Origin of the sequence: Embleya sp. NPDC050493 (assembly GCF_044458105.1) — a bacterium.
Classification (GTDB): Bacteria; Actinomycetota; Actinomycetes; order Streptomycetales; family Streptomycetaceae; genus Embleya.
In genome coordinates, this window is sequence record NZ_JBITHP010000013.1 from 188,359 (window position 1) to 210,393 (window position 22,035).

21 protein-coding genes and 2 pseudogenes are annotated in these 22,035 nt (G+C 71.1%); 12 read left to right on the forward strand and 11 right to left on the reverse strand.

Annotation, left to right across the window (positions count from 1 at the left end; all coding sequences use genetic code 11):
• Positions 1–43 precede the first annotated feature (43 nt).
• Positions 44–319 (reverse strand): hypothetical protein, encoded by a 276-nt coding sequence (locus tag ACIBM5_RS24930; RefSeq protein ID WP_396008843.1) that lies wholly within the window; start codon positions 317–319, stop codon positions 44–46.
• Between the two features lie 858 nt (positions 320–1,177).
• Here ACIBM5_RS24930 and ACIBM5_RS24935 point away from each other — a divergent pair.
• The 3 genes from ACIBM5_RS24935 (at position 1,178) to ACIBM5_RS24945 (ending at position 3,811) form a co-directional block, all read left to right on the forward strand.
• Positions 1,178–1,429, forward strand: coding sequence for a hypothetical protein (locus ACIBM5_RS24935; RefSeq protein ID WP_396008844.1), 252 nt, complete (start codon positions 1,178–1,180; stop codon positions 1,427–1,429).
• A 114-nt stretch (positions 1,430–1,543) separates the two neighbouring features.
• Positions 1,544–2,503 (forward strand): hypothetical protein, encoded by a 960-nt coding sequence (locus ACIBM5_RS24940; RefSeq protein ID WP_396008845.1) that lies wholly within the window; start codon positions 1,544–1,546, stop codon positions 2,501–2,503.
• Positions 2,504–2,923: 420 nt separating this feature from the next.
• Positions 2,924–3,811 (forward strand): S8/S53 family peptidase, encoded by an 888-nt coding sequence (locus ACIBM5_RS24945; protein ID WP_396008846.1) that lies wholly within the window; start codon positions 2,924–2,926, stop codon positions 3,809–3,811.
• Between the two features lie 382 nt (positions 3,812–4,193).
• Here ACIBM5_RS24945 and ACIBM5_RS24950 read toward each other — a convergent pair whose 3' ends face one another.
• Positions 4,194–4,739: a dihydrofolate reductase family protein gene (locus tag ACIBM5_RS24950; protein ID WP_396008847.1), complete on the reverse strand. Its 546-nt coding sequence runs from the start codon at positions 4,737–4,739 to the stop codon at positions 4,194–4,196.
• Between the two features lie 154 nt (positions 4,740–4,893).
• On the opposite strand from ACIBM5_RS24950, the gene ACIBM5_RS24955 reads away from it, so the two are divergent.
• Both ACIBM5_RS24955 and ACIBM5_RS24960 read left to right on the forward strand, forming a co-directional pair.
• Positions 4,894–5,799, forward strand: a complete 906-nt coding sequence (locus ACIBM5_RS24955) for a LysR family transcriptional regulator (RefSeq protein WP_396008848.1) — start codon at positions 4,894–4,896, stop codon at positions 5,797–5,799.
• Positions 5,800–5,838: 39 nt separating this feature from the next.
• Positions 5,839–5,991: pseudogene (locus tag ACIBM5_RS24960) on the forward strand (Scr1 family TA system antitoxin-like transcriptional regulator); the annotation flags it as partial.
• 23 nt (positions 5,992–6,014) lie between these two features.
• Here ACIBM5_RS24960 and ACIBM5_RS24965 read toward each other — a convergent pair.
• Together ACIBM5_RS24965 and ACIBM5_RS24970 are read right to left on the reverse strand one after the other, a co-directional pair.
• Positions 6,015–6,665 (reverse strand): GNAT family N-acetyltransferase, encoded by a 651-nt coding sequence (locus ACIBM5_RS24965; RefSeq protein WP_396008849.1) that lies wholly within the window; start codon positions 6,663–6,665, stop codon positions 6,015–6,017.
• 70 nt (positions 6,666–6,735) lie between these two features.
• Positions 6,736–7,371, reverse strand: coding sequence for a TetR/AcrR family transcriptional regulator (locus ACIBM5_RS24970; RefSeq protein ID WP_396008850.1), 636 nt, complete (start codon positions 7,369–7,371; stop codon positions 6,736–6,738).
• Between the two features lie 161 nt (positions 7,372–7,532).
• Between ACIBM5_RS24970 and ACIBM5_RS24975 the strand changes: the two genes are divergently transcribed.
• The 4 genes from ACIBM5_RS24975 to ACIBM5_RS24990 all read left to right on the forward strand — a co-directional run bounded on the left by ACIBM5_RS24975 (position 7,533) and on the right by ACIBM5_RS24990 (position 11,363).
• Entirely contained in the window at positions 7,533–8,759 is a 1,227-nt protein-coding gene (locus ACIBM5_RS24975) for an acyl-CoA dehydrogenase family protein (protein WP_396008851.1), read from the forward strand.
• A complete protein-coding gene (locus ACIBM5_RS24980; RefSeq protein ID WP_396008852.1) occupies positions 8,756–9,511 on the forward strand; it encodes an SDR family oxidoreductase in 756 nt (251 codons plus the stop codon). The genes ACIBM5_RS24975 and ACIBM5_RS24980 overlap by 4 nt, the downstream gene beginning before the upstream one ends.
• Positions 9,508–10,311 carry an SDR family oxidoreductase gene (locus ACIBM5_RS24985; protein WP_396008853.1) on the forward strand — a complete coding sequence of 268 codons (804 nt, stop codon included), beginning with the start codon at positions 9,508–9,510 and terminating at the stop codon, positions 10,309–10,311. Before ACIBM5_RS24980 ends, ACIBM5_RS24985 begins: the two co-directional genes overlap by 4 nt.
• 86 nt (positions 10,312–10,397) lie before the next feature.
• Entirely contained in the window at positions 10,398–11,363 is a 966-nt protein-coding gene (locus tag ACIBM5_RS24990; protein WP_396008854.1) for a phosphotriesterase, read from the forward strand.
• Positions 11,364–11,484: 121 nt separating this feature from the next.
• On the opposite strand, the gene ACIBM5_RS24995 is transcribed toward ACIBM5_RS24990, so the two are convergent.
• The 3 genes from ACIBM5_RS24995 to ACIBM5_RS25005 form a co-directional block, all read right to left on the reverse strand.
• On the reverse strand, positions 11,485–12,123 hold the full coding sequence (locus tag ACIBM5_RS24995) for an FMN reductase (protein WP_396008855.1): 639 nt from the start codon (positions 12,121–12,123) through the stop codon (positions 11,485–11,487).
• A 137-nt stretch (positions 12,124–12,260) separates the two neighbouring features.
• Complete coding sequence (locus ACIBM5_RS25000) at positions 12,261–13,379, reverse strand: LLM class flavin-dependent oxidoreductase (RefSeq protein WP_396008856.1); 1,119 nt, start codon at positions 13,377–13,379, stop codon at positions 12,261–12,263.
• 840 nt (positions 13,380–14,219) lie between these two features.
• On the reverse strand, positions 14,220–14,912 hold the full coding sequence (locus tag ACIBM5_RS25005; protein ID WP_391587707.1) for a FadR/GntR family transcriptional regulator: 693 nt from the start codon (positions 14,910–14,912) through the stop codon (positions 14,220–14,222).
• Between the two features lie 126 nt (positions 14,913–15,038).
• On the opposite strand from ACIBM5_RS25005, the pseudogene ACIBM5_RS25010 reads away from it, so the two are divergent.
• Positions 15,039–15,610 (forward strand): annotated as a pseudogene (locus ACIBM5_RS25010) (IS5 family transposase); the annotation flags it as partial.
• On the opposite strand, the gene ACIBM5_RS25015 reads toward ACIBM5_RS25010, so the two are convergent.
• The 3 genes from ACIBM5_RS25015 to ACIBM5_RS25025 form a co-directional block, all read right to left on the reverse strand.
• Positions 15,603–17,015, reverse strand: coding sequence for an erythromycin esterase family protein (locus ACIBM5_RS25015; protein WP_396008857.1), 1,413 nt, complete (start codon positions 17,013–17,015; stop codon positions 15,603–15,605). The pseudogene ACIBM5_RS25010 and the gene ACIBM5_RS25015 sit on opposite strands and share 8 nt — an antisense overlap.
• Before the next feature lie 323 nt (positions 17,016–17,338).
• A complete protein-coding gene (gene leuA, locus ACIBM5_RS25020) occupies positions 17,339–19,258 on the reverse strand; it encodes a 2-isopropylmalate synthase (RefSeq protein ID WP_396008858.1) in 1,920 nt (639 codons plus the stop codon).
• A 383-nt stretch (positions 19,259–19,641) separates the two neighbouring features.
• Positions 19,642–19,863 (reverse strand): hypothetical protein, encoded by a 222-nt coding sequence (locus ACIBM5_RS25025; RefSeq protein WP_391587705.1) that lies wholly within the window; start codon positions 19,861–19,863, stop codon positions 19,642–19,644.
• 373 nt (positions 19,864–20,236) lie between these two features.
• On the opposite strand from ACIBM5_RS25025, the gene ACIBM5_RS25030 reads away from it, so the two are divergent.
• On the forward strand, positions 20,237–20,941 hold the full coding sequence (locus tag ACIBM5_RS25030; protein ID WP_396008859.1) for a hypothetical protein: 705 nt from the start codon (positions 20,237–20,239) through the stop codon (positions 20,939–20,941).
• A 42-nt stretch (positions 20,942–20,983) separates the two neighbouring features.
• On the opposite strand, the gene ACIBM5_RS25035 is transcribed toward ACIBM5_RS25030, so the two are convergent.
• The gene (locus tag ACIBM5_RS25035; RefSeq protein ID WP_396008860.1) at positions 20,984–21,376 is read right to left on the reverse strand and encodes a nuclear transport factor 2 family protein; all 393 of its coding nucleotides are present in this window, start codon (positions 21,374–21,376) and stop codon (positions 20,984–20,986) included.
• A 104-nt stretch (positions 21,377–21,480) separates the two neighbouring features.
• On the opposite strand from ACIBM5_RS25035, the gene ACIBM5_RS25040 reads away from it, so the two are divergent.
• The gene (locus tag ACIBM5_RS25040; RefSeq protein ID WP_396008861.1) at positions 21,481–21,930 is read left to right on the forward strand and encodes a MarR family winged helix-turn-helix transcriptional regulator; all 450 of its coding nucleotides are present in this window, start codon (positions 21,481–21,483) and stop codon (positions 21,928–21,930) included.
• The last annotated feature ends 105 nt before the right edge of the window (positions 21,931–22,035 follow it).

Below are 22,035 nucleotides of genomic sequence, written 5' to 3' on the forward strand. Positions count from 1 at the left end.
AACGCCGGAGAGCATGAACCGCAGCCCATCGGACAAGGCACCATCAGCGATTGCTCGGCCACAGGACGGGGGCGGCGCACTCGTCGTACTGCTGGTTGCAGGCGATGTTGCAGTCCTGCCACTGCGGATACTCCGTGAAGACCGCGCACTCGCTCTCGCAGGAGTCGTAGCGTTGGCCGCACATGATCAGCAGTTGCCTCTCCTCCTCGGTCCACATCGGAACGATCCGGTCGTCGGCGGCTGCGCGCGGTGCGCGCGACGTGTAGCAGCCGGCGCTCCGACGGACGGATGCTTCGGCTCGGAAGCCGGGTATGGACATGACGGTGCTCCCTCTTGCTTGGTGTCCGGGTGCCGGGGATCGACTACAACGGCGTCGGCGCCACCGATCGGACGGCACCTGCGCACTGAGCGACTCGATGCTGCCGAGACCTCCGGCCCCGAGGCAGGCAACGAGGCTGCTGCTAGCCGGAGTTCGACTGTGGACCGCAGTCCGGTGGGTCGTAGTCGCCCCCAGGGTCGACATGGCTTCCACGCCTGGGATCAAGACACTCAGCAGTTGGGGTCGATACAGCCCGTCATGCACTCTTGGTAAGTGTCGAAATCTATGTACCGAATACACCACTTCTCACACCGCATGTTGTGGCTGAAGCAGATGTCCCAGGCCATCTCCTCCTCCGGAGTCCCCATGGGCACAATCGAGTCGGCGACGGCGACGGTCGGTGGGCCCGTCATGTACCGGCCGGCACTGCGGTAGACGGACGCTTCGGCATGGAACCCGGGCGTGGTCATAGTGGTGCTCCCGTCTGCGTGGCCGAGCACCGAAGCCCTCGGCCACCGGTCGGCCGGCGGCGACGCGCCGAACGCCCCGAGTGCCGTCCGCGCGACCGGCCCCTCCCTGTCAACATTACGCTCGCCGGGCCTGCCCGGCTGCCGGCCGCGGCGGCAACACCCGGCCGTCCCGGGCAGCGGCCCGCGGACCCGCCCGAACCGTCGATCGAAAACTGCGCCGCGAGGATCGGCCGGGGCTCCGAGGTGCGTACCGGGGCGAAGCGGAGCAGGCTGAAAGTGCGGGCGACCCGGAGAGTACGGGCGACCCACTACCGCGTGACGTCCGGTCCGTCGCCCGCTGTGACCGCGCACCCATCGAGGAGCGCGTGCCCACTGAGGAGTGCGGGAGATGAGCAAGGACGAGCCGCAGGGCGGCCCTGTTCGCAGCGGCGAGGTTCGGCCACGCCGGGTGCGGATCCCCGGGTTCATCCGGGACGAGGAGATCGGCCTCGGCGACGCCGTCAAGCGCGTGACGTACGCGATGGGGGTCAGGCGGCCCTGCGGTGGTTGCGAGCGGCGCGCGGCCGCACTCAATCGCCGGGTGGTGCTGGGGCGTAATCCGGGTCCGCCGTCCGGGAGTTCGGGTGGTGCCGGGGCGTAATCCGGGCCCAAGTCCGGGAGTTCGGGTGGTGCCGGGGCGTAATCCGGGCCCGCGGTCCGGGAGTTACCGAGTTCGGCTTCTGGGTTCCGAGTCACCCAGTTCTAGGAGTCACTGATGGAGCAGGAATACCAGGACCAGGAATACCAGGACCCGGTGGACGGCGAAACGACAGACGGGCCCGACCGGTTCCGACCTGCCGAGGCAGCCGAGGCTGCGGCCTCCGCGCCCGACTGTGGCTGCCGAGGCGAACTGCGGGCCTGCGGCGAGAGACCGGGGCGGGACGCTCCGGGGCTCGACCCTCCGACGCCCTCCTACGTCTATGTGCTGGGCCGGATCGACTTCCGGTTCCCGAGCCTGTCGGTCGAGAAGGAGGTCGCTCAGAATGTGGGGCGGGCCGAAACCGAGAAGCTGACCGACCGACAGGCGGTCCGTGCGGTCATCTCGCAGCCCGAGAACCGGTACCTGGCACGGCAGTTGTGCTATGTGCTGAGCGTTCAGGGGATCGACACGTACCTGCTGCGCCCGCGCGATCCGGTCGAGCTCGATCTGCTGATCGAGGCCGTTCGCCCGGAGCCCCGCGCCTCCGACCTGGACCTGGTCATCGGACTTCGCGGGCCGCTTGCCCCACCCGGTCTCTGCAACGGTCTGACGATCCCCGTCGTGACCTTCGACCAGATCTTCTCTTTCGACACCGGGGAGTTGGTTAAGGCGATCGAGCGGCCCGAGCAGATGAGCGCCGAGGACTTCGAGCCGGCCTCCCACGACCTGCTGCGGCGGGTCATGCAGTTGGGCGACAACGCCGGCGACACCGACGAGCATCGCGCCCTGAACTACCTGGCGGTCCGCTATCCGCGGATCTACCAGAAGACCGTGGAAGCGCACGCGGCGGACGCTTCCCTGAGTGCGGTCGGCTTCTGCGACTCCCGGCTGAGCGGCACCCGACGGATCATCGACGTCCTGTTCTCGTACACGAGTCGCCGGACGGACGTCACGGAGAAGTGCTTCGTACGCGTGGACGTCACCGAGGAGTTCCCCTTCCTGGTGACCAAGTTGTCGCCGTACTACGACCGCTGAACGGCGTACGAGGCGAGCAACGAAAGCAGAGGTGAGCAGACGTGCGAATTCCAGGCTTCAACGCCCAGTCGGCGCTCTACCGAACAGGCGGACACTATCGATCGGGTCGGTACGGATTCGCGGCGAGCCATCCTGCCGTCGGACCGCAGGGTGAGGTTCTTTCGTCGATCTGCGAGCTGGAGTGCCGGCAGATCTGCCGGAGCATCTGCATGCGGCACCCCGGAAGCAGGGCCTGCCGGGACTGCCGAAAGGATTGCGTGAACGAGTGCGAGTCCCCATTCCTCGGCTGATCAAGCGCCGGAGCGGGTCGGATCGGGCCGGGGCGGATCGCACCGGCGGAGATGGCAGCGGGTCGGATCGCGGCGGGCCGGATTCGGACCGGAGCGATCATTCGGATCACCTCACAGGGACGGTGCACCGGTGGAACCGTTGGATCTGATCAGGCTCGCTCCCTTGATGGCCCGCACCTCGGGCCGGGCGGACGTCGGGGTGGGGATGGTCGACGGATCGGTGGCCGCCGAGCATCCGGGGCTGGCCGGCCGGAGGATCGTCGTGCTGCACCGGGCCGGTGGCGGCCGCGGCGAAGACTGCGGTGCGGCGGGAGGCGGTTCCTCGTGCCGGCACGGCACCTTCGTCGCCGGTGTCCTCAGCGCCGGCCGTTCCTCGGCGGCGCCCGGCATCTGCCCGCGCTGCACGCTGCTGGTCCGCCCCATCTTCGCGGCGGACCGACCGGGCCGCCGGGTGGCACCCAGCGCGGGACTGGACGAGTTGGCGGCCGCCATCGTGGAGACCGTCGACGCGGGTGCCCGGGTGCTGAATCTGAGCGTCGCTCCGGAGCGGCCCTCCGGCACGGGGCACCGCGCGTTGGAGGAAGCCCTGGACCACGCGGCGAGTCGGGGTGTCATCACGGTCGTCGCCGCCGGGAACCAAGGCAGGCTCGGCACATCCGCGATCACTCGGCACCCGTGGACGATTCCGGTCGTCGCGTACGACCGGCGGGGACGGCCGATGAACCTGTCCAACCTGGGAGGATCGATCGGCGGCGGCGTCGGCGCACCCGGCGAGGGCATCGTGAGTCTCGGCACCGACGGCCGTCCGCTCACGCTCACGGGTACCAGTGCGGCCACCCCGTTCGTCGCCGGCACGGTCGCCCTGCTGTTGTCGGAGTTCCCGGGCGCGTCGGCGGCCGAGGTGCGCGCGGCCGTGCTCCGGGGCGGCTCGGCGTCGCGGCGGACGGTGGTGCCGCCCCTGCTGGACGCCTGGGCTGCCTACACCTTCCTGTGTGCCGTCCGCGGCCACCGGGCGTGACCGTCTTCGTTCGGTTCACGCTCGTGCCGTGAACAGGCCCCATGGGCCACTCCGCGTTCGCAGCCGAACGGGCGTCGGAACCTCCTCTGCAGGTTCGTGCAAGTTGGTGGTCTGCACACGCAACCCGTGGAGCAGGCTCGTTCAAGGTGCGTGACAGACCATGCGACCCAGGGGGCGACTACGGCGCTGCACACGTCTGACGCCGGGCGGCGGCCCGTACCAGGAACGCGGCACCGCGCGTTGAGCCGGGCTCGGGAACGTGACGGGCGTGCCGCCGATCGGTCGGCGGCACGCCCGCGCGTGCGTGGGACTGTGGCGCGGCTACGACGACGCAGCCGCGGTTGCGGGCGTGTGGTCGCCGTGCCCGCTGCGGGGCAGCGGGTCAGGCCGCCTTGGCCGGGCGGTAGTCGAGGACGATCGCGCCCGAGCTGAAGGACTGGGTGCCCGCGAGCGTCCAGGTCTTCGGGGCGAGGCCGTCCACGAACAGGCGCTTGCCGGTGCCGACGGTCACCGGGTGGAGGAACAGCTTGAGTTCATCGACCATGTCGTGCTCGATCAGCGTGTTGACGAGCGTGGCGCTGCCGTAGACCAGGAGGTCGCCGCCCGGCTCGGCCTTGAGCTTGGCGACCTGTTCGACGACGTCGCCGTCGAGGATCGCCGCGTTCCAGGTCGCCGTCTGCAGCGTGGTGGTGGCGACGTACTTGGGGATGTGGTTCATCCGCGCGGTGAACTCGTCCGACTCGTCGCGCGGGGCCCAGGCCTTCGCGAAGCTCTCGTACGTCGCGCGCCCCAGCAGCAGGGCGCGGCTCGCGCGCAGTTGGCCGTTTTGGTACTTGGCGTGCTCGTCGTTCCAGAACGGGCCGGTCCAGGCGGGGTCCTCGACCACGCCGTCCATCGTGATGTACATGACCGCAACGACCTTGCTCATGCGGAAGTCTCCGTTTCGCAGCAGGGGGAATCCGCTCCGAGGCCCCGGGGCCCCTCGGACGCGACCCCTTCAGCGTGCAAGATCGGCGCGCGGCGCAACAAGACACGACCGAGCCACGCTAGGTTGAGCACGATTAAACGATCAAGGGGTGGGCATGCTGGAACGGCTGGAGCTCGAAGCGTTTCTCACACTCGCCGAGGAGCTGCACTTCGGGCGCACCGCGGAACGCCTGCACGTCACGACCGGCCGGATCAGCCAGACCATCCGCAAGCTCGAACGCCGCGTCGGCGGCCCGCTGTTCGAACGCAACAGCCGAAAGGTGACGCTGACCGCGCTCGGTGAGCAGCTGCGCGACGACCTGCGCCCCGCGTACGACCAGATAGCCGCCGGGCTCGCACAGGCGGTCACCACGACCCGCGGCGTGCGCATCAAGGGTGTGGTACGCGTCGGCTTCTCCGGGGCGTGGTGCGGCAACCTGCTCGTCAAGGCCGCCGACCTGTTCCGCGTGCGTCATCCGGACAGCGTGGTGGAGATCCAGGAGATCCAGCTCCTCGACCCGCTCGGCCGCATGCGGGCCGGCGAAGTGGACCTGCAGCTCACCGAGTTCCCCATCGACGAGCCCGACATCGTGCAGGGTCCGCTGATGTTCGCCGAGCCGCGCGGACTGCTGGTGCCCACAGGCCACCCCTTCGCAGGCAAGGACTCCGTCTCGATGGAAGACCTCGCCGACACGACGCTGGTCACGATCGCCTCGGAACACATCCCCGAATACTGGATGGACTACTACTTCCCGCGAAGAACCCCGTCCGGCCGGCCGATCCCGCAGGGGCCGGCCACCCGCTTCTGGCCCGAGGTCCTGGTCCACGTCAGCATGGGCGTCGGCGTCAGCACGGTGGCGATGCGCGCCCGGGACTTCCACTCCCGCCCGGGCCTGGCCTTCGTCCCGCTGCACGACGCCCCACCGATCGACTACGGCTTCCTGTGGCCCCGCACCGGCCTGAACCCGGTCGCCTCGACCTACCTCGACATCGTCCACGAGCTCGCCACGCCCATCCGCTGACAGCTCCGTCGGCGGGCTCCGTGCCGACGGCAACCCCGAATTCGGCCTCGACGCCCGGAACACCGGGCGGACACGATGGCCGGACAACTCGGCCACCTCCTCTCCCTCGCGTCGTTGCCCTCCGTCAGCCTCGGCATCGTCCCGCTGTCGGCGGATCGGACCGCGCTGTGGCCGGTGGAGGATTTCTGGATCTTCGACGGCGAAGAGGTCTGGTTTCAATCGACGCCGAACATCTCCCGGCACCCGTCCAGGCCCTCGATCGCGGTGGGGATGGTGCGGTGTTCGTGCCATGCCTCTCGGGTCAGGCGGAGGCGGCGGAGTGGGCGGGGGCGGCCGGATTCGTCGGCCGGGAGGATCTCGATGCCGTCGTCGGCGTAGCCGAGGCGTCGGGAGACCGCGAGGGACGGGGCGTTGTCCGGGAAAGCGGAGGAGATCGCCCAGCGGGCGTCGAGGCCGGTGAAGGCCAACTCCAGCATCGCGGCGCGCATCTCCGTGCCGAAGCCGTGGCCCTGGTGGGCCAGGCCCAGCCAGGAGCCCGAGCCGACTTCCCGCCGACGGGCGAAGTCCTTGGCGCCGCAGTCCTGCGTACCGACGATCACGCCCTCGTGCACGACCGCGAGGACCAGTCGCCAGTCGTCCGGCTCCCAGTTCGCCCACGAGGCCCAGAAGTGTTTCAGGCCGTTGCGGGCGAAGGCCGGTTGCGGTTGGCGTGTCCACGGCTCGCTGAACGGCATCCGGTCCGGGGCGTGGATGCCGCGCGCGGCCAGTTCCACGAGCGCCACCAGGTCGTCCTGGCTCGCCGGGCGAAGCTCCAGTCGAGGCGTGGTCAACCGTAGGCCGAACACCGGCCAATGGTCAGTGAGCATGGTCGATTCTCGACGGGATGCCCGGTCGGCCGCGAGCGAATTCCGCCGCCGTATCCGCCGCGCCCACCCGCTACCGCTCCCCCGTCGTCGGCGCCAGCCCGTGCAGCAGCAGATCCGCGAACACGTCGCCCACCTCGCGCGGCGACATCGGCCCGTCGAGCTGGTACCAGCTGTTCAGGTGGTGCACGCCGCCGAAGAAGTTGTGCGTGGCGATGTCGGCCGACACGTCCGCGCGCAACAGGCCCTCTCGCTGGCCCTGTTCGATCAGCGAACGGAAACGCTCGTGGTAGCGCCGCCGTTCGGCCCGGATCTCGTTCCGCTTGTCCGGTGCGAGCAGGTGCATCGAGCGGAAGTAGACGACCGCGTCGTCGATGTTGTCCAGCGTGGTGACCACCACGTCCGCCGCCGCCTCGCGCAGTCGGTCCACGACCGGCTCGGGGCCGTCGGCGATGGTGTTCAGCCGCTCCGTCTGCATCGCGAGCACCCGGTGGTAGATCTCCACCAGGAGGTCGTCCTTGGACGCGTAGTAGTGGTACATCGCCCCCTTGGTCACCCCGGCCGCGGCCACGATCTCCTGGACCGAGGTGCTCTCGAAGCCGCGCTCGGCGAACATCCGCGAGGCGATCCGCAGCAGCCGCTGCGGCAGGGGTGTCTCATCGGCCTCGGACAGAACCGGTGCCGCGTTGTCGCGACCTCTAGCCGCCATGGTGTCCAACCTTTCGAGGGAGCGTTCGACGCTACCCTAGCCAAGATACCGACCGGTCGGTACCGTATTTCGCGCACGGCACGTTTCGCGCACCCTACGGCCACGAAACCCGAGGCCACGAAACGTCCCCGCCGTCCGCGACCAGGGAGAGGAAGGCGTCGGTGGACTTCAGCTACGACGCACGGACCGAGGAACTGCGCGAGCGACTGCTCGCGTTCATGACCGAGCACGTGTACCCCGCCGAAGCCGTGTTCACCGAACAGGTGGCCGAGCCGGGTGCGGACCCGTGGGGCCGGCCGCCGGTGATCGAGGAGCTCAAGGTCGAGGCCCGCAAACGCGGCCTGTGGAACCTCTTCCTGCCGGGCGCCGAAGGCGCGGGTCTGACCAACCTCCAGTACGCGCCGCTGGCCGAGATCGCCGGCCGCAGTCCGCATCTGGGCCCGGAGGCGCTCAACTGCGCCGCGCCCGACACCGGCAACATGGAGCTGCTGCACGACTTCGGCACGCCCGAGCAGCAGGAGCGGTGGCTGAAGCCGCTGCTGGAGGGCACCATCCGCTCGGCGTTCTGCATGACCGAGCCCGACGTCGCCTCCTCCGACGCCACCAACATCACCACGCGCATCGTCCGCGACGGCGACGAGTACGTGATCGACGGCCGCAAGTGGTGGTCCTCCGGGGCGATGGCGCCCACCTGCGAGATCCTGGTCGTGATGGGCAAGACCGACCCGGACGCGCCGCGCCACCGCCGGCAGAGCATGATCCTGGTGCCGCGCGACACCCCGGGCGTGCGGATCCGCCGCGGGATGCACGTCTTCGGCTACACCGACGGGCCGCACGGCGGCCACGCCGAGGTGGTCTTCGACAACGTGCGGGTGCCCGCCGCGAACCTGGTCGGCAACGCCGGCGACGGCTTCGCCATCGCACAGGCGCGGCTGGGCCCCGGCCGGATCCACCACTGCATGCGGCTGATCGGGATGGCCGAGCGCGGCCTGGAGCTGATGTGCCGGCGGGTGGTCGCCCGCGAGGCGTTCGGCGGGCCGCTCGCCGATCAGGGCGTGATCCAGGAGTGGATCGCCGAATCCCGGGTGCGCATCGAGCAGTTGCGCCTGCTCGTGCTCAAGACCGCGTGGCTGATGGACACCGTCGGCAACCGCGGCGCGCACCGCGAGATCCAGTCGATCAAGATCGCCACGCCGCTCACCGTCGAGTGGATCCTGGACAAGGCCATCCAGGCGCACGGCGCGGGCGGCCTGTCCCAGGACTTCGTGCTCGCGTCGTTGTGGACGCATGCCCGCACGCTGCGCCTGGCCGACGGCCCGGACGAGGTACACCGTCGTTCGCTCGCCCACCGCGAGCTCAAGTCCTACCGAGAGGCAGCCGCCCAGTGAGCGACTCGTCCCGTCCCGTAGCCATCGTCACCGGCGCGAGCCGAGGCATCGGCCTGGGCATCGCCCAGGCCCTGGTCGCGCGCGGCGACCGGGTCTGCGTGACCGCGCGCGGCGCGGACACGCTGGCCGAGGTGGTCGCCTCGCTCGGCGGTCCCGAGCACGCGATCGGCGTCGCCGGCAAGGCGCACGACCCGGTCCACCAGGACGCCGCGGTGACCGCGACCCTGGAGGCGTTCGGCCGGATCGACATGCTGGTCAACAACGCAGGCATCAACCCGGTGTACGGCCCGCTGGTGGAACTCGACCTGGACGCCGGGCGCAAGATCCTGGAGGTCAACCTGCTCGCCGCGCTCGCCTGGACCCAGCGCGTGCACAAGGCCTGGCTGGGCGAGCACGGCGGCGCGATCGTCAACGTGTCCTCGCTCGCCGGCGCGCGGCCCGCGCACGGAATCGGCTTCTACGGCGTCAGCAAGGCCGCGCTGACCCACCTGACCGCCCAGCTCGCGAGCGAACTCGGGCCGCGGGTGCGGGTGAACGCGGTGGCCCCGGCCGTGGTCAAGACGGTCTTCGCGACCGCGCTGTACGAGGGCCGCGAGGAAGAGGTCGCGGCGGCGTACCCGATGGCCCGGCTCGGCGTGCCCGAGGACGTGGCCGGCGCGGTGGCGTTCCTGCTGTCCGAGCAGGCGAGTTGGATCACCGGCCAGACACTGCTGATCGACGGCGGCGTGAGCCTGTCCGGCGGTCTCGGATGACCGCGCTCGCCGGCGCCAACGTGGTGATCACCGGCTCCGGTGCCGGGATCGGCGCGGCGCTGGCCCGGCGCTTCGCCGCGGACGGGGCCCGGGTGGTGGTCAACGACCTGGACGCGGACGCGTGCCGCGCGGTCGCCGCCGAGATCGACGGCATCGCGCTGCCCGGCGACGCGGCGGGCGAGGACGGCGTCACGGCGCTGATCACCGGTGCCCGCAAGGCGCTCGGCGGCGAGATCGACATCTACTGCGCCAACGCCGGCATCGGCGAGGGCATGGGCCTGGACGCCTCCGAGGATGCCTGGGGCCGCTCGTGGGACGTCAACGTGATGGCGCACGTACGCGCGGCGCGACTGCTCACCCCGGCCTGGCTGGCCCGCGGCCGCGGCCACCTGGTCACCACGGTCTCCGCCGCCGGCGTGCTCACCATGCTGGACGCGTCGGCGTACTCGGTCACCAAGCACGCGGCGTACGCGTTCGCCGAGTGGATGGCGATCACCTACGGCGCCAAGGGCATCACGGTCCAGGCGGTCTGCCCGCAGGGCGTACGCACGCGGTTGCTCGGCGCGACCGGGGAGGCCGCCCGGGTGATTCTCGACGACGGCGCGATCGAGCCGGCGGAGGTCGCCGACGTGGTCGCCGAGGCGGTCACGAACGGCACGCCGTTCCTGGTCCTGCCGCATCCCGAGGTGGCCCGGATGTACGCGGCCCGGGCCGCCGATCCGGACCGCTGGCTGGCCGGAATGCGCAAACTCCAGACCCGTCTGGAGTTTGCGAAGGAGGGCCGAGCGCAGGAAGGCTGACCACCCGGTCCGAGTCGGCGGCGCCGTGCCGCCCGGCTCGGACCGGCGCGACGCAGCCGACGCAGCCGAAGGAGTCACAGGTGCCGGTGAACGAGATCGAGACGGTGCTCGGGCCGGTGCCCACCGCCGCGCTCGGGACGACCCTGATGCACGAGCACATCTTCGTGCTGACTCCGGACAGTCAGGCCAACTGGTCCCCGGACTGGGACGAGGAGACCCGGGTCGCGGACGCGGTCGAGCGGTTGCGCGCGCTGCGCGCGGCCGGTGTGACCACGATCGTGGACCCCACGGTGGACGGGCTCGGGCGGAACGTGCCGCGCGTGCGGCGGATCGCCGAACAGGTCCCGGACCTCAACATCGTGGTCGCGACCGGAATCTACACGTATGTCGACGTCCCGGCGTTCTTCCGCCATCGAGGGCCGGGGGCGCTGCCGGGTCTGCCGGATCCGATGGTCGACCTGTTCGTCCGGGACATCCGCGAGGGCATCCAGGGCACCGGGGTCAAGGCCGCGCTGCTCAAGTGCGCGATCGACGAACCGGGCCTGACCGGCGGCGTCGAGCGGGTGTTGCGTGCGGTCGCCCGAGCGCATCTGGAGACGGATGTGCCGATCATGGTGCACACCCACCCGCGCACCCGGACCGGAGCGCACGTACGCCGGGTGCTGCACGAGGAGGCCGTGCCCGCCGCACGCGTGCAACTCGCGCACAGCGGGGACACCGACGATGCCGATCACCTGACCGAACTAGCCGACGAAGGCTACCTGTTGGGGATGGACCGGTTCGGCCTGGACACCACGATGCCGTTCGCGGAGCGGGTCGCGATCGTGGTGGAGATGTGCCGCCGGGGTTATGCGTCGAGCATGGTGCTGTCCCAGGACGCGGCGTGCCATATCGATTGGATCGATCCGGAGTTGATGCCGCTGCTGCCGGACTGGCACTACCGGCACGTGCTGAACGACGTGATCCCGGCGCTGCGGGCGCACGGTGTGCCCGACGAGGATCTGACCACGATGCTGGTGGACAATCCGCGCCGGTGGTTCGAACGCACCTGACGCGGGCGCCGATCGTGGACCCGGGCGCCGAAGTGCACCTTCGGCGCCCGGGCGGCCGGGCGGCCGGGTGGCCGTCCCGGCTACGTCGTTCTCGTGTGCGGGGACCCTCTCCGCAGTGTCCTCATCCGCGCCGCAGCGCGGCCAACTGCTCGGCGAACGGGACCACTTCCTCGAATTCCGCCGCGGGCGCGGATGCGGCCCGAGGCAGTCCGGCCGCCAAGTCGGCGAGTTCGCCACCCGCGCGGGCGATCCGCGCGGCCAGGTCGTCGCCGCCGGCCCCCGCCGCCGCGCCCCAGTCGTCGGTCGCCACGTACACCGAGGTCGGTACGACCGTGGCCCGCAGGTAGGCGAACAGCGGGCGCAGCGCGTGCTCCAGGGCCAGCGAGTGCCGCGCGGTGCCGCCGGTCGCCGCGATCAGCACCGGCTTGCCGGCGAGCGCGGTGTTGTCCAGCACGTCGAAGAAGGACTTGAACAGCCCGCTGTAGGAGGCGGTGAAGATCGGCGTGACCGCGATCAGGGCGTCGGCGCGGGTGACCGTCTCGATCGCGGCGCGCAGGCCCGGCGGCGGGAAGCCGGTGACCAGGTTGTGTGCGATGTCCACCGCGACGTCGCGCAGTTCGACCGTGTGCACGTCGACCTCGACGCCCCGATCGACCAGCTGTCGTCGGGCCGCCTCGGCCAGTCGGTCCCCCAGCATGCGGGTGGACGAGGGTTTGCCCAGTCCGGCCGAAACGACCACGAGCTTGACCGGTTGCGCCATGGTGACCTCTTCCTGCTTTCCCGCGTGGGGTGTTCGTCGGGTGTTCGAGTCGGGTGTTCGACGGTGTGTTCGGCGGTTGGTGCCGCACCGGTGCGGCACCGGTGCGGCGCACCCCGTACCGCGGTAGGTACGGCGGGTCAGAGCGCCGGCGCGCCCTCGTTCGCCGCGGCCTGCGCCGCCGTCTCGTCCCGCCGGGCGACCAGCGCCGCGTGGGTCGGGCCCGCGGGCACGTCGGCTGCGCGTCGGGCCGCGAACTCCCTCCGCAGCACCGGGAGTACCTCCTCGCCGAGCAGGTCGAGCTGCTCCAGCACGGTCTTCAGCGGGAGCCCCGCGTGGTCCATCAGGAACAGCTGGCGCTGGTAGTCGCCGAACGAGTCGCGGAAGGTCAGCGTCTTGTCGATGACCTCCTGCGGGCTGCCCACGGTCAGCGGCGTCTGGTCCGTGAACTCCTCCAGCGACGGACCGTGGCCGTACACCGGCGCGTTGTCGAAGTAGGGACGGAACTCGCGCACCGCGTCCTGCGAGTTCTTGCGCATGAACACCTGTCCGCCGACGCCGACGATGGCCTGCTCGCGCGTGCCGTGGCCGTAGTGCTCGAAGCGGTCGCGGTAGAGGTTGATCAGCCGGATGAAGTGGTCCCGGGGCCAGAAGATGTTGTTGGCGAAGAATCCGTCACCGTAGTAGGCGGCCTGCTCGGCGATCTCGGGGCTGCGGATCGAGCCGTGCCACACGAACGGCGGGACGCCGTCCAGCGGTCGCGGGGTCGAGGTGAAGCCCTGGAGCGGGGTGCGGAACCGGCCCTCCCAGTCGACCACGTCGTTGCGCCACAGCTCGTGCAGGAGCGCGTAGTTCTCGATCGCCAGCGGGATGCCCTGGCGGATGTCCTGGCCGAACCACGGGTAGACCGGCCCGGTGTTGCCGCGGCCCATCATCAGGTCCACCCGGCCGTCGGCCAGGTGCTGGAGCATCGCGTAGTCCTCGGCGATCTTCACCGGGTCGTTCGTGGTGATCAGCGTGGTGGACGTGGAGAGGATGATCCGCTCGGTCCGCGCGGCGACGTACCCGAGCAGCGTGGTCGGCGACGAGGGCACGAACGGCGGGTTGTGGTGCTCTCCGGTCGCGAACACATCGAGGCCGACCTCCTCGGCCTTGAGCGCGATCGCCACCATCGCCTTGATCCGCTCGTGCTCGGTGGGCTCCCGGCCGGTGGTGGGGTCGACGGTGACGTCTCCGACGGTGAAGATCCCGAACTGCACGATGATCACTCTCTCAGTAGTTGAACTCTCAATCACCCACTCAAAGCGAGATCCCGACCGAGCTATTCCCAAAGAACACGCAAGGCCCGGCCCGGCACGCGGCGGGCCGGGGCAGCGCGGAACGAGACGCGTGGCGGGCCGGGGCGGGGCGGGAGGTGCGAGGCGTGAGGCGGCGTGGCGCGGAGAGAGGCGGGGCAGGGGCGCGGGGCGCGGGGCGAGGCGAGACGCGCGGCGCGGCGCATGGAAGGGCGGGGAGGCGCGGAGAGCGGAGCGGGGCAGTGCCGGAAGGGGTGGGGCGCGGAGGGGGGCGGTGCGGTGCGAGGGGGTGCAGCATGGGGCGGCGCGCGGCGAGCGCAGCGAGGCGAGGAGTCGGGGCAGCGAGGCGAGGCCGCGAGGCACGAGGCAGGCCGGGGCGGCGCGGGGTGCGGCGAGCGCGGCAAGGAGAGCGGCAACGAGAGCGCAGCGACGCGAGGAGTCAGGGCGGCGAGGCGCTGCCGCGAGGCGAGGCCGCGAGGCACGAGGCAGGCCGGGGCGGCGCGGGGTGCGGCGAGCGCGGCAAGGAGAGCGGCAACGAGAGCGCAGCGACGCGAGGAGTCAGGGCGGCGAGGCGCTGCCGCGAGGCGCGACGCACCCCGGGGCAGCGCGGGGCGCAGCGAGGCGAGGAGTCGGAGCGGCGCGGGGCGGGGCGGGGCGAAAGGCGGGGCGAGGAGTCGGGGGCCGCGGCGCGGGGGCGCGGGGCGGCGGCGGGCAGGGCCGCGGCGGGAGGTTGCCGTTCCGGCTCGGGGTTGGGCGGTCTGGGAGGTGGGGTCGGGTGGGGCGAAAGGGGCGGCGTTCCTGTGGCTAGTCGCGCAGGATGCGGAGGCTTACCGCAAGTTCCGCCTCGGTGACCCGGCCCGCCGCCTCCGCGTCGCCGGCTCGGATCGCCGCGACCATGGCTGCGTGGGCGTCGGCGCCCGGGTCCGCCGATGCGCCCCGCAGGCCCTTCTCGTCCATCACCGCGAGCAGGTCGAGCAGGCTCGGTCGCATGGTCACCTGGAAGACCGCGAACAGGTCGGTGAGCACCTCGTTGTGCGCCGCCGCGACGATGCTCGCGTGGAAGGCGATGTCCGCGTCGATGTACGCCGCGTCGTCGCCGAGCGCGGCCGCCCGCGCGGCCAGGCCGGCGTCCAGCGCGGCGAGGTCCTCGTCGGTACGCCGCTCCGCGGCCAACATCGCGGCTCGCACCTCGATCAGGTTGCGCACCTCGTAGACCTCGACCGCCGAGGCTCGCCGCAGCCGCGCGGGCAGGTCCTCGGCCGGCTCGGTGGCGATCACGAAGACGCCGGACCCCTGCCGGGACTCGACCAGACCGGCCCCCGCCAGCGCGCGGATCGCCTCGCGGACGGTCGAGCGGCCGATGCCCAGTTCCTTGCCGAGCGCCACCTCGCCGGGCAGCTTCGTACCCACCGGCCAGCGCCCGGCGGCGATCTGGTCCCGAAGCCGTTCGGCCGCCTGGCCGACCAGCGGGCTGCGGCGCAGGGGGCCGAACGTCATCGTGCCGTCACCTTCACGTCTCAGGTTGTCCGACGAATCGCACGAAGCCTAGTGCCGCGCCCGGCAACGTTCACCCCGTCGCGGCACCAGGCCGTGTATCCAGCCGCAATCGCCCCGGACCGGGAGGAACGACGACGTGTCCGGCGCCGGCACCGACTCCGGCTGAGGGCCGCCCTGCTCGGACGCTCGCGGGGCGGACAGACCTCCGAGATCCATCCCGCCTCGGATCGCGACTGCCGGCCCTTGGCGCTGATCCCGACTGCGGGACAGGCCGCCGACAGCCCGCAGTTCGTCCCCGTCCTCGGGAAGGTACGGGTCCGCGGGCCCGTCGGGCGGCCACGCACCCGACCCGACGCGGTCGCCGGGGACGAGGCCCACCCGTCCCGCGGCAACCGCGCCCACCTGCGGAAACGCCGCGTCAAGGCGGTGATCCCGGAGAAGCGGGACCAGGCCGCCAACCGCAAGGAGAAGGGCAATGGGGGCGGGCGGCCCATCGGCCACGACGCCGACCTGTCCAAGGAACGGAACACCGTCGAGCGCCTGACAAACAGGTTCAAGGCCTGGCGAGGCATCGCCACCCGCTACGACAAGACCCCGAGAGCCACCTCGCCGGCCTCCACCTTCGCGCCGCGATGATCCGGGTCGACGCCCGCAGCCGGGGCACCTGTCGATCTCGACTGGATACGCGGCCTAGTTGAGCATGTCGGCCGCGTTCACTTGCCGGAGGTGGATCACGACGTCGTGTGTCTTCGCGAGTCGGATCTGCGGGGCGTCCGCGATCCCGGGGTAGGTGGCGCCGATGTTCTTGATGGTGTGCGGCTCGGCGAGCCAGGTGCGGGCTTCCGTCGGGGCGTTGCGCAGGTCGACCACGAAGTCGCGGTAGCGCACCCGGTCGAGGGTGTGCTCGGCGGTGCCGGGTGCGGCCGGGCCGACGGTGAAGCGGTGGAGGTCGCCGTCCTGGCCGAAGGCGTTGAACGAGCCCCGGTCGAAGGTGAGTCCGACACTCAGGTAGCCGCCGCCCAACTGCTCGCGGAGGAAGGCGCCCTGGACTTTCGGATGAGTGGCGGGGGCATAGGTATGCAAGGCGACATGGGTGTTGTGGGCGGCGAGCACTATTTTGTCGCCGGTCTGCCGCTGCCACCAGGCGACGTTCTCCGCCATGCTCCGGTCGCGGTAGGACATGGCGTCGGGGATGGTTCGGGGGTCGTCCCAGTCGAAGGCGTACAGCGTGGTCATCTGGTGGATCGCGGTGGCGTGTCGGACGGCCCAGGCGTGCGCGTCGGCGTCGGTGCCCGTGCCGGGCCGTTGCTCGAGCAATTCCACCGCCCGGCCCGTCCGCTCGGCGATTTCCTTGCGTTCGGCCAGCGGCTTGGACAGGTACTCGTTGATGTACGTGTCGACGTCGGTGGCGGGCCGCAGGCCCCGATACGTCTCGGCGAGCTGCGGAACCAGTTCCGGGCGGGCCGCGGCCGCGTAGGCGCTCACCTTGTCGTACAGCTCGGCACCGGCGAACCCGTTGTCGTCGCCGACGAAGCGGACCGGGTCCTTCGGGTGCTTGACGTTGTACGCGCGCATCCACTGGATCAGATCGCGGTACTCGGCGTTGTTCCACAACCGGTAGGAGCCCCGGAACTCCTCGTCCATGATCTGCTTCAAGTCGCCCTCGCCGCGCAGGACGTAGGCGTCGAGCCGCAGTCCGGTGCTCCACGCGGCTTCGAGGGCGAAGGCCCGGAAGCCCTTCTCCTCGACCAGGTACCGCAGGACCCGGTGCTTGACGGTGAAGAACTCGTGCGAGCTGTGGGTGGCCTCGCCCAGGCCCACCACCCGAGCGTCGCCGACCATGCGGCCGAACGGACGCAGATCGGCCAGGCCACCGCGTGGCTCGGTGGTGCGCAGCGGGTGGGCCACCCGGCCCAGGGCCGCCTCGGGAGAGCGGAACGCTGCGGCCGCGGCGTCCTCCGGGCCGGCGGACGCGGCGACGTCGGCGGAGACCGACGCGGTGGCCGGGCGGTTGGTGTCGGTCGCCGATCCCGCGTATGCGGTGCCGATCCCGCCGGCGGTCGCACCCACGCACAGCGCGAGGGGCACGAAGGTACGCAGCACCTGCCGGGCTGCCCGCGAAAGCGGCTGACTCCGTTGATCGGACGGGTGGTTGGGGACGGTCCGCGATACACGCGGAGTTGTGTTTGGCATGGCGCCCAAGCTAGGAACCCGGGCTCTCGGCGCGCATCGTCCGCCGGTGCCAGGACCGGAGTCCTCCTTCGGCTCGTCCGGTCGGTACTCGGGTCCGGGGTCGGAGAGCCCGGACGAACTCACCTACCTGGTGCCGAAGTTCGTGCGCGGTGCACGGTGCGCGATCACGGCCCGGCGCGGCATCGCCACGAGGTACGACAAGCCCCCCGAGAGCCACCTCGCCGGGCCTCCCCTTACGCGCCGCGATGATCCGGGTCAACGCCCGCAGCCGGGACACCTATTGATCTCACTGGATACGCGCCCTGGCCGGGAAGCACGCCCGCCCCTTCCCGCTCCCCCGCTCGCGCCCGGTTCACCGCCGACACCGTCGCCTGCACCGAGGCGGCCAGGATCGAGGTGTCGATGCCGACGCCCCACCGGGTGACCCCGTCGACCCGGCACTCCACGTACGACGCCGCCTGCCGGTCGCCACCGCCACCGCCGGCCCCCGCCCCCGCACCCGCACCCGCACCCGCACCGATCGAGTGCTCGACGTAGTCCAGGATCTCGACCCGCATCCCGGCCGCCTCGAACGCCGAGGTCAGCGCGGACAGCGGCCCGTTCCCCTCGCCGACCACCGGACGCCCGCCGGCCGGGTCGGTCAGTGTCCCGGTGAACACGTGCCGCCCGGGTGCGGCCTCCTCCGCCCGCCATCCGGTGACGTCGATCGGCGAGCGCCGGTCCAGGTACTCCCGCCCGAACAGCTCGCCCAGTTCGGCCGCGGTGATCTCCTCGCCGCTGTCGTCGGTGGCCTCCTGAACCACCCGGGAGAACTCGATCTGGAGCCGGCGCGGCAGATCCAGACCGTGCGCGCTCTGCATCAGATAGGCGATGCCGCCCTTGCCGGACTGGCTGTTGACCCGGATCACCGCCTCGTAGTCGCGGCCCACGTCGGCCGGGTCGATCGGCAGATACGGCACGTCCCACGGCGCCTGCGTCACCGACCGACCCAGCCGCTCGGCCTGCCGCGCATGCTGCGCGAAGCCCTTCTTGATCGCGTCCTGGTGGGTGCCGGAGAACGCGGTATAGACCAGGTCGCCGCCGTAGGGGTGGCGGGCGTGCACGTCGATCCGGTTCGCGTATTCGACGGTGCGCCGGATCTCGTCGATGTCGGAGAAGTCGATCATCGGATCCACGCCCTGCGTGTACAGGTTCAGCGCGAGCGTGACCAGGTCCACGTTGCCGGTGCGTTCGCCGTTGCCGAACAGGCAGCCCTCGACCCGCTGCGCCCCGGCCAGCAGCGCCAGTTCGGCGCAGGCGACCCCGGTACCACGATCGTTGTGCGGATGCACGGACAGGATCACCGCGTCCCGGCGGGCCAGATGGCGGTGCATGTACTCGATCTGGTCGGCGTACACGTTCGGCGTGGCGATCTCGACCGTGGCCGGCAGGTTGTGGATCACCGGCCGGTCCGGGCTCGCGTCCCACAGCTCGGTGACGCTGTCGCAGACCTCCAGGACGTAGTCGGGTTCGGTCAGGTTGAACACCTCGGGCGAGAACTCGAAGCGGATGTCCGCCCCCGGCCGCGCGTCCGCGCCGCGGGCGACGTCCTTGGCGCCGGCCAGGATCAGGCCGTGCAGCGCGTCCCGGTCGTGCCCGAGCACGACGTCGCGCCAGGTCGGCGCGGTTGCGGTGTACATGTGCACGACGGCGTGCGGCAGGCCCTCGATGGACTGATGGGTACGTTCGATCAGGTCGGTGCGGGCCGCGGTGAAGACCACGATCGTCACGTCGTCCGGGACCGCGTCGCTCTCGGCCAGGTGCCGGACGAAGTCGTAGTCGGCGCGGCTCGCCGACGGGTAGCCGACCTCGATCTCCTTGAAGCCCATCGCCACCAGCAGGTCGAACATCCGCCGCTTGCGGGCCGGGTCCATCGGCTCGGTCAGGGCCTGATTGCCGTCCCGCAGGTCCACCGGGACCCACAGCGGGGCCTGTTCGATCCGCCGGGTCGGCCAGGTTCGGGTATTCGGGTCGATCTCGACCCGAACCCGCTCGTGCGCCGGGCGGTAGCGGTGATGCGGCATCGCGCTCGAACGTTGCCGGTTCCAGTGCGGTCGGCCATCGGGGATGGGGCCGGCCGGGGTGCGCAGGGTGGGGAAGGTGTGGTCGCTCATGGTGCGGAGTCGTCCTTGCCGTTCGAAGGAGTCGACCGGCAGCACCGAACCCCGCGGCGGGGTGCCGGTCGATTCAGACCCCGCCGCGGCGGCCGAGAAGGAGGGCGCGCAGCTTCATGGGCGACGACGCTATCACAACTTGTCTGACAACCTGATGTCTCAATCGGTACGGCTGCCCCGAACGGAGCCGGATTCGACGAGTACCGCTCGGGGCGCGTGGCCGGAAATGCACGACGGACGGCGCGGCGCCCGGGCGGTGGCGCGCAACGAGCCGAGGGCGGGGACGCGCGGCGACCCCGCGGCGGTGCCACGCAACGAAAGGAGGCGCCGGCCCGGTTACCCGGGGGCGCCTCCCCTATGCCGACCGCGTGGAGTCGGGATGTTCAGAGGTTGCTCAGCTTCGCGTAGGGACGGCAGATCCGCTCCTGACGCGACCCGAAATCGACAGTGACCGCGATGTCCTCTTCGACACCGACGATCCGACCGAGTCCGTACTGATCGTGCGTCACTCGTGCACCGAGGTCGAAATCCTCGATGATGGGAGCGACCGGGACATTGAAGGGACTGGTGGGCAGAATGCGCCGGGTCACGGCTGACGTCGTCATCCCCATCAGTATGCTCCTGTCGGGTGACGCGCGGGGCGTTCGGGGGCGGTATAGGCGAAGCCGTAACCGGAAAGTGTCCCCACGATATGGCGGTTCGAATCCCGTATGCGCCCCTCGAAGCCGACCGAAATGCCCCTCGCCCAACTCTGCCGCAGGTCACGCGGGATCCGGCCCCGACCGGGCTGGCACCCTATGCGAACAACGCCCCGATAGACCCGATTGGGCCGATCGGGCGACGTCCGAACGCATCGCCGACGCCCGCTCGAAGCACCCCTTCGTGTACCCCCACCGCGGTCACGACGAGGCCGCGACCGGGCGCCGCGGCAGTCCCCGACCACCCGTTCCGGCCGCGGTCCGCCGATAGGGTCGCGGCATGAGCGACAGCACTGCCCCGGTGGACATCGAGCTGGTCAGACCGCCCGAAATCCTGCTCGCGCACGAGGAGGTACGGGTCTTCCACGGCGGCATCCTGCGCACACCGGCCGGTCTGTACACCACGATCGGCCTGGAGACCCTGGCCCGACCCGCCGGTCCGCGGCCGCCGGCGCCGCCGCTGTTCGGGCAGTACGGGGTGTCGGTGACCCGCTCGGGCGACCGGTTCGCCTACTCGGCGCTGGCCACGACGCTGTCGGCCGGGCCGATCCGGTTCACCTCCTGTCTGTTCGGCCACGTCCCGGACGGGGATCTCGTCCTGGACGTGGTGTTGCCGACCATCCCGCGCCGCCTGGTGTTGCGCTTCGACTCCGAACGCCACGACGGCACCGGGTTGGCACTGGTCGCCCCGCCCGCGGTCGTGCACACCGAGGCGGGCGTGACGCTCTGGCACGCGGGGGTGTTGGCCACCGACGCCGGTCGGCTCACCCACCTGGAGGCGACCTCCGCGGACGACCGCGCGCTCGGCGGCGCCAAGTGGGACGTCGAGCACAAGCCGTTGACGGTGACCTGGGACGACCCGACGCCCGCCCGGGAGGCGCACCAGCGGGGGCGGGACTTCGTCAGCACGGACAGCTGGATCGCCGCACCCCACGCGCGCGGCACGCTGTCCTGCGGACCGCTGGACCTGGCGCGGGAGTTCTGACCGACGCCGGCCCGCCCCGGGTGGGCGGGCCGGCGGGCGGCCTCACCGGGCCGATCCCAGACCGCGATCGGTGGCCGAACCGGAGAGCATGAGCGTGGTCTCCTCGATCCGGCGGAACCGGCCGTCCGGCGCGAACTCGCCGAACAGGTACACCTCCATCTCCACCGTCGAGCCGTCCGTCTTGCACACCTCGACGGTGTGCCGGTCGGCGTATCGCGATCCGTCGGACAGTTCCTCGTGCAGCCGGATCCCACCGCCGGCCACGATCGAGCGCAGGTGCGCGATGTGCTCGACGAAACCCGCGCGATCCGCCCAGACACCGTCGGTGCGCTGGCGGTAACCCGGCGCGAAGTGCCGGTCGATCGCGGTGTCGAGGTCCACCTCGGGACGGAACAGGAGGTCGGTGAGGGCGGGAACGATTGCGGTTCGAGACATGGCGGGACGGCTCCGATCGAAATGGTCTTTCCCAGTGATGCGTGCGCTGCGCACGCTTTTGACGATAGCCCATATGCGTGCGCAGCGCACGCTAATCTGGGGACATGGAACTTTCGACGGGACACGAGGTGGCCGACGCGCTCGGTCGCCTGCTTCGCCGCAGCACCCGCGCCAACCTGTACGCGGACCTGACCGAGGGCCTGGGGCCGGCCGTCGACGACGTGACCTATCCCGTGCTCAGCGGCCTGGCCCGGACCGGCCCGTGCAGCGCGGCGGACCTGGCCGGCGAGATCGGGATCGACCGGTCCGGCGTCAGCCGCCGCGCCTCCCGCCTGGAGGAGGCCGGCCTGGTCCGCCGCGAGCCCGACCCCGAGGACCGCCGGGCCGTACTGCTCGCCCTGACCGACGCGGGTTCGGACTGCGTGCGCGAACTGCGCGAGCGGCTTGCCGCGCGACTGGAGGCCGCACTCGCGCAGTGGCCGGCCGACGAGGCGCGGATCTTCGCCCGCGGCCTGCGCCGGTTCGTCGAGGACGGGCCGTTCACGGAGGCGTAGCACCGCGAGGCGGTAACCGCCTTTGCCAATCCTTGGCTTTACAGCCGTATATCGACGGCCTATGTTTACACCCGTAAGCACACAGCCGTTAAATCAGGGGGTACC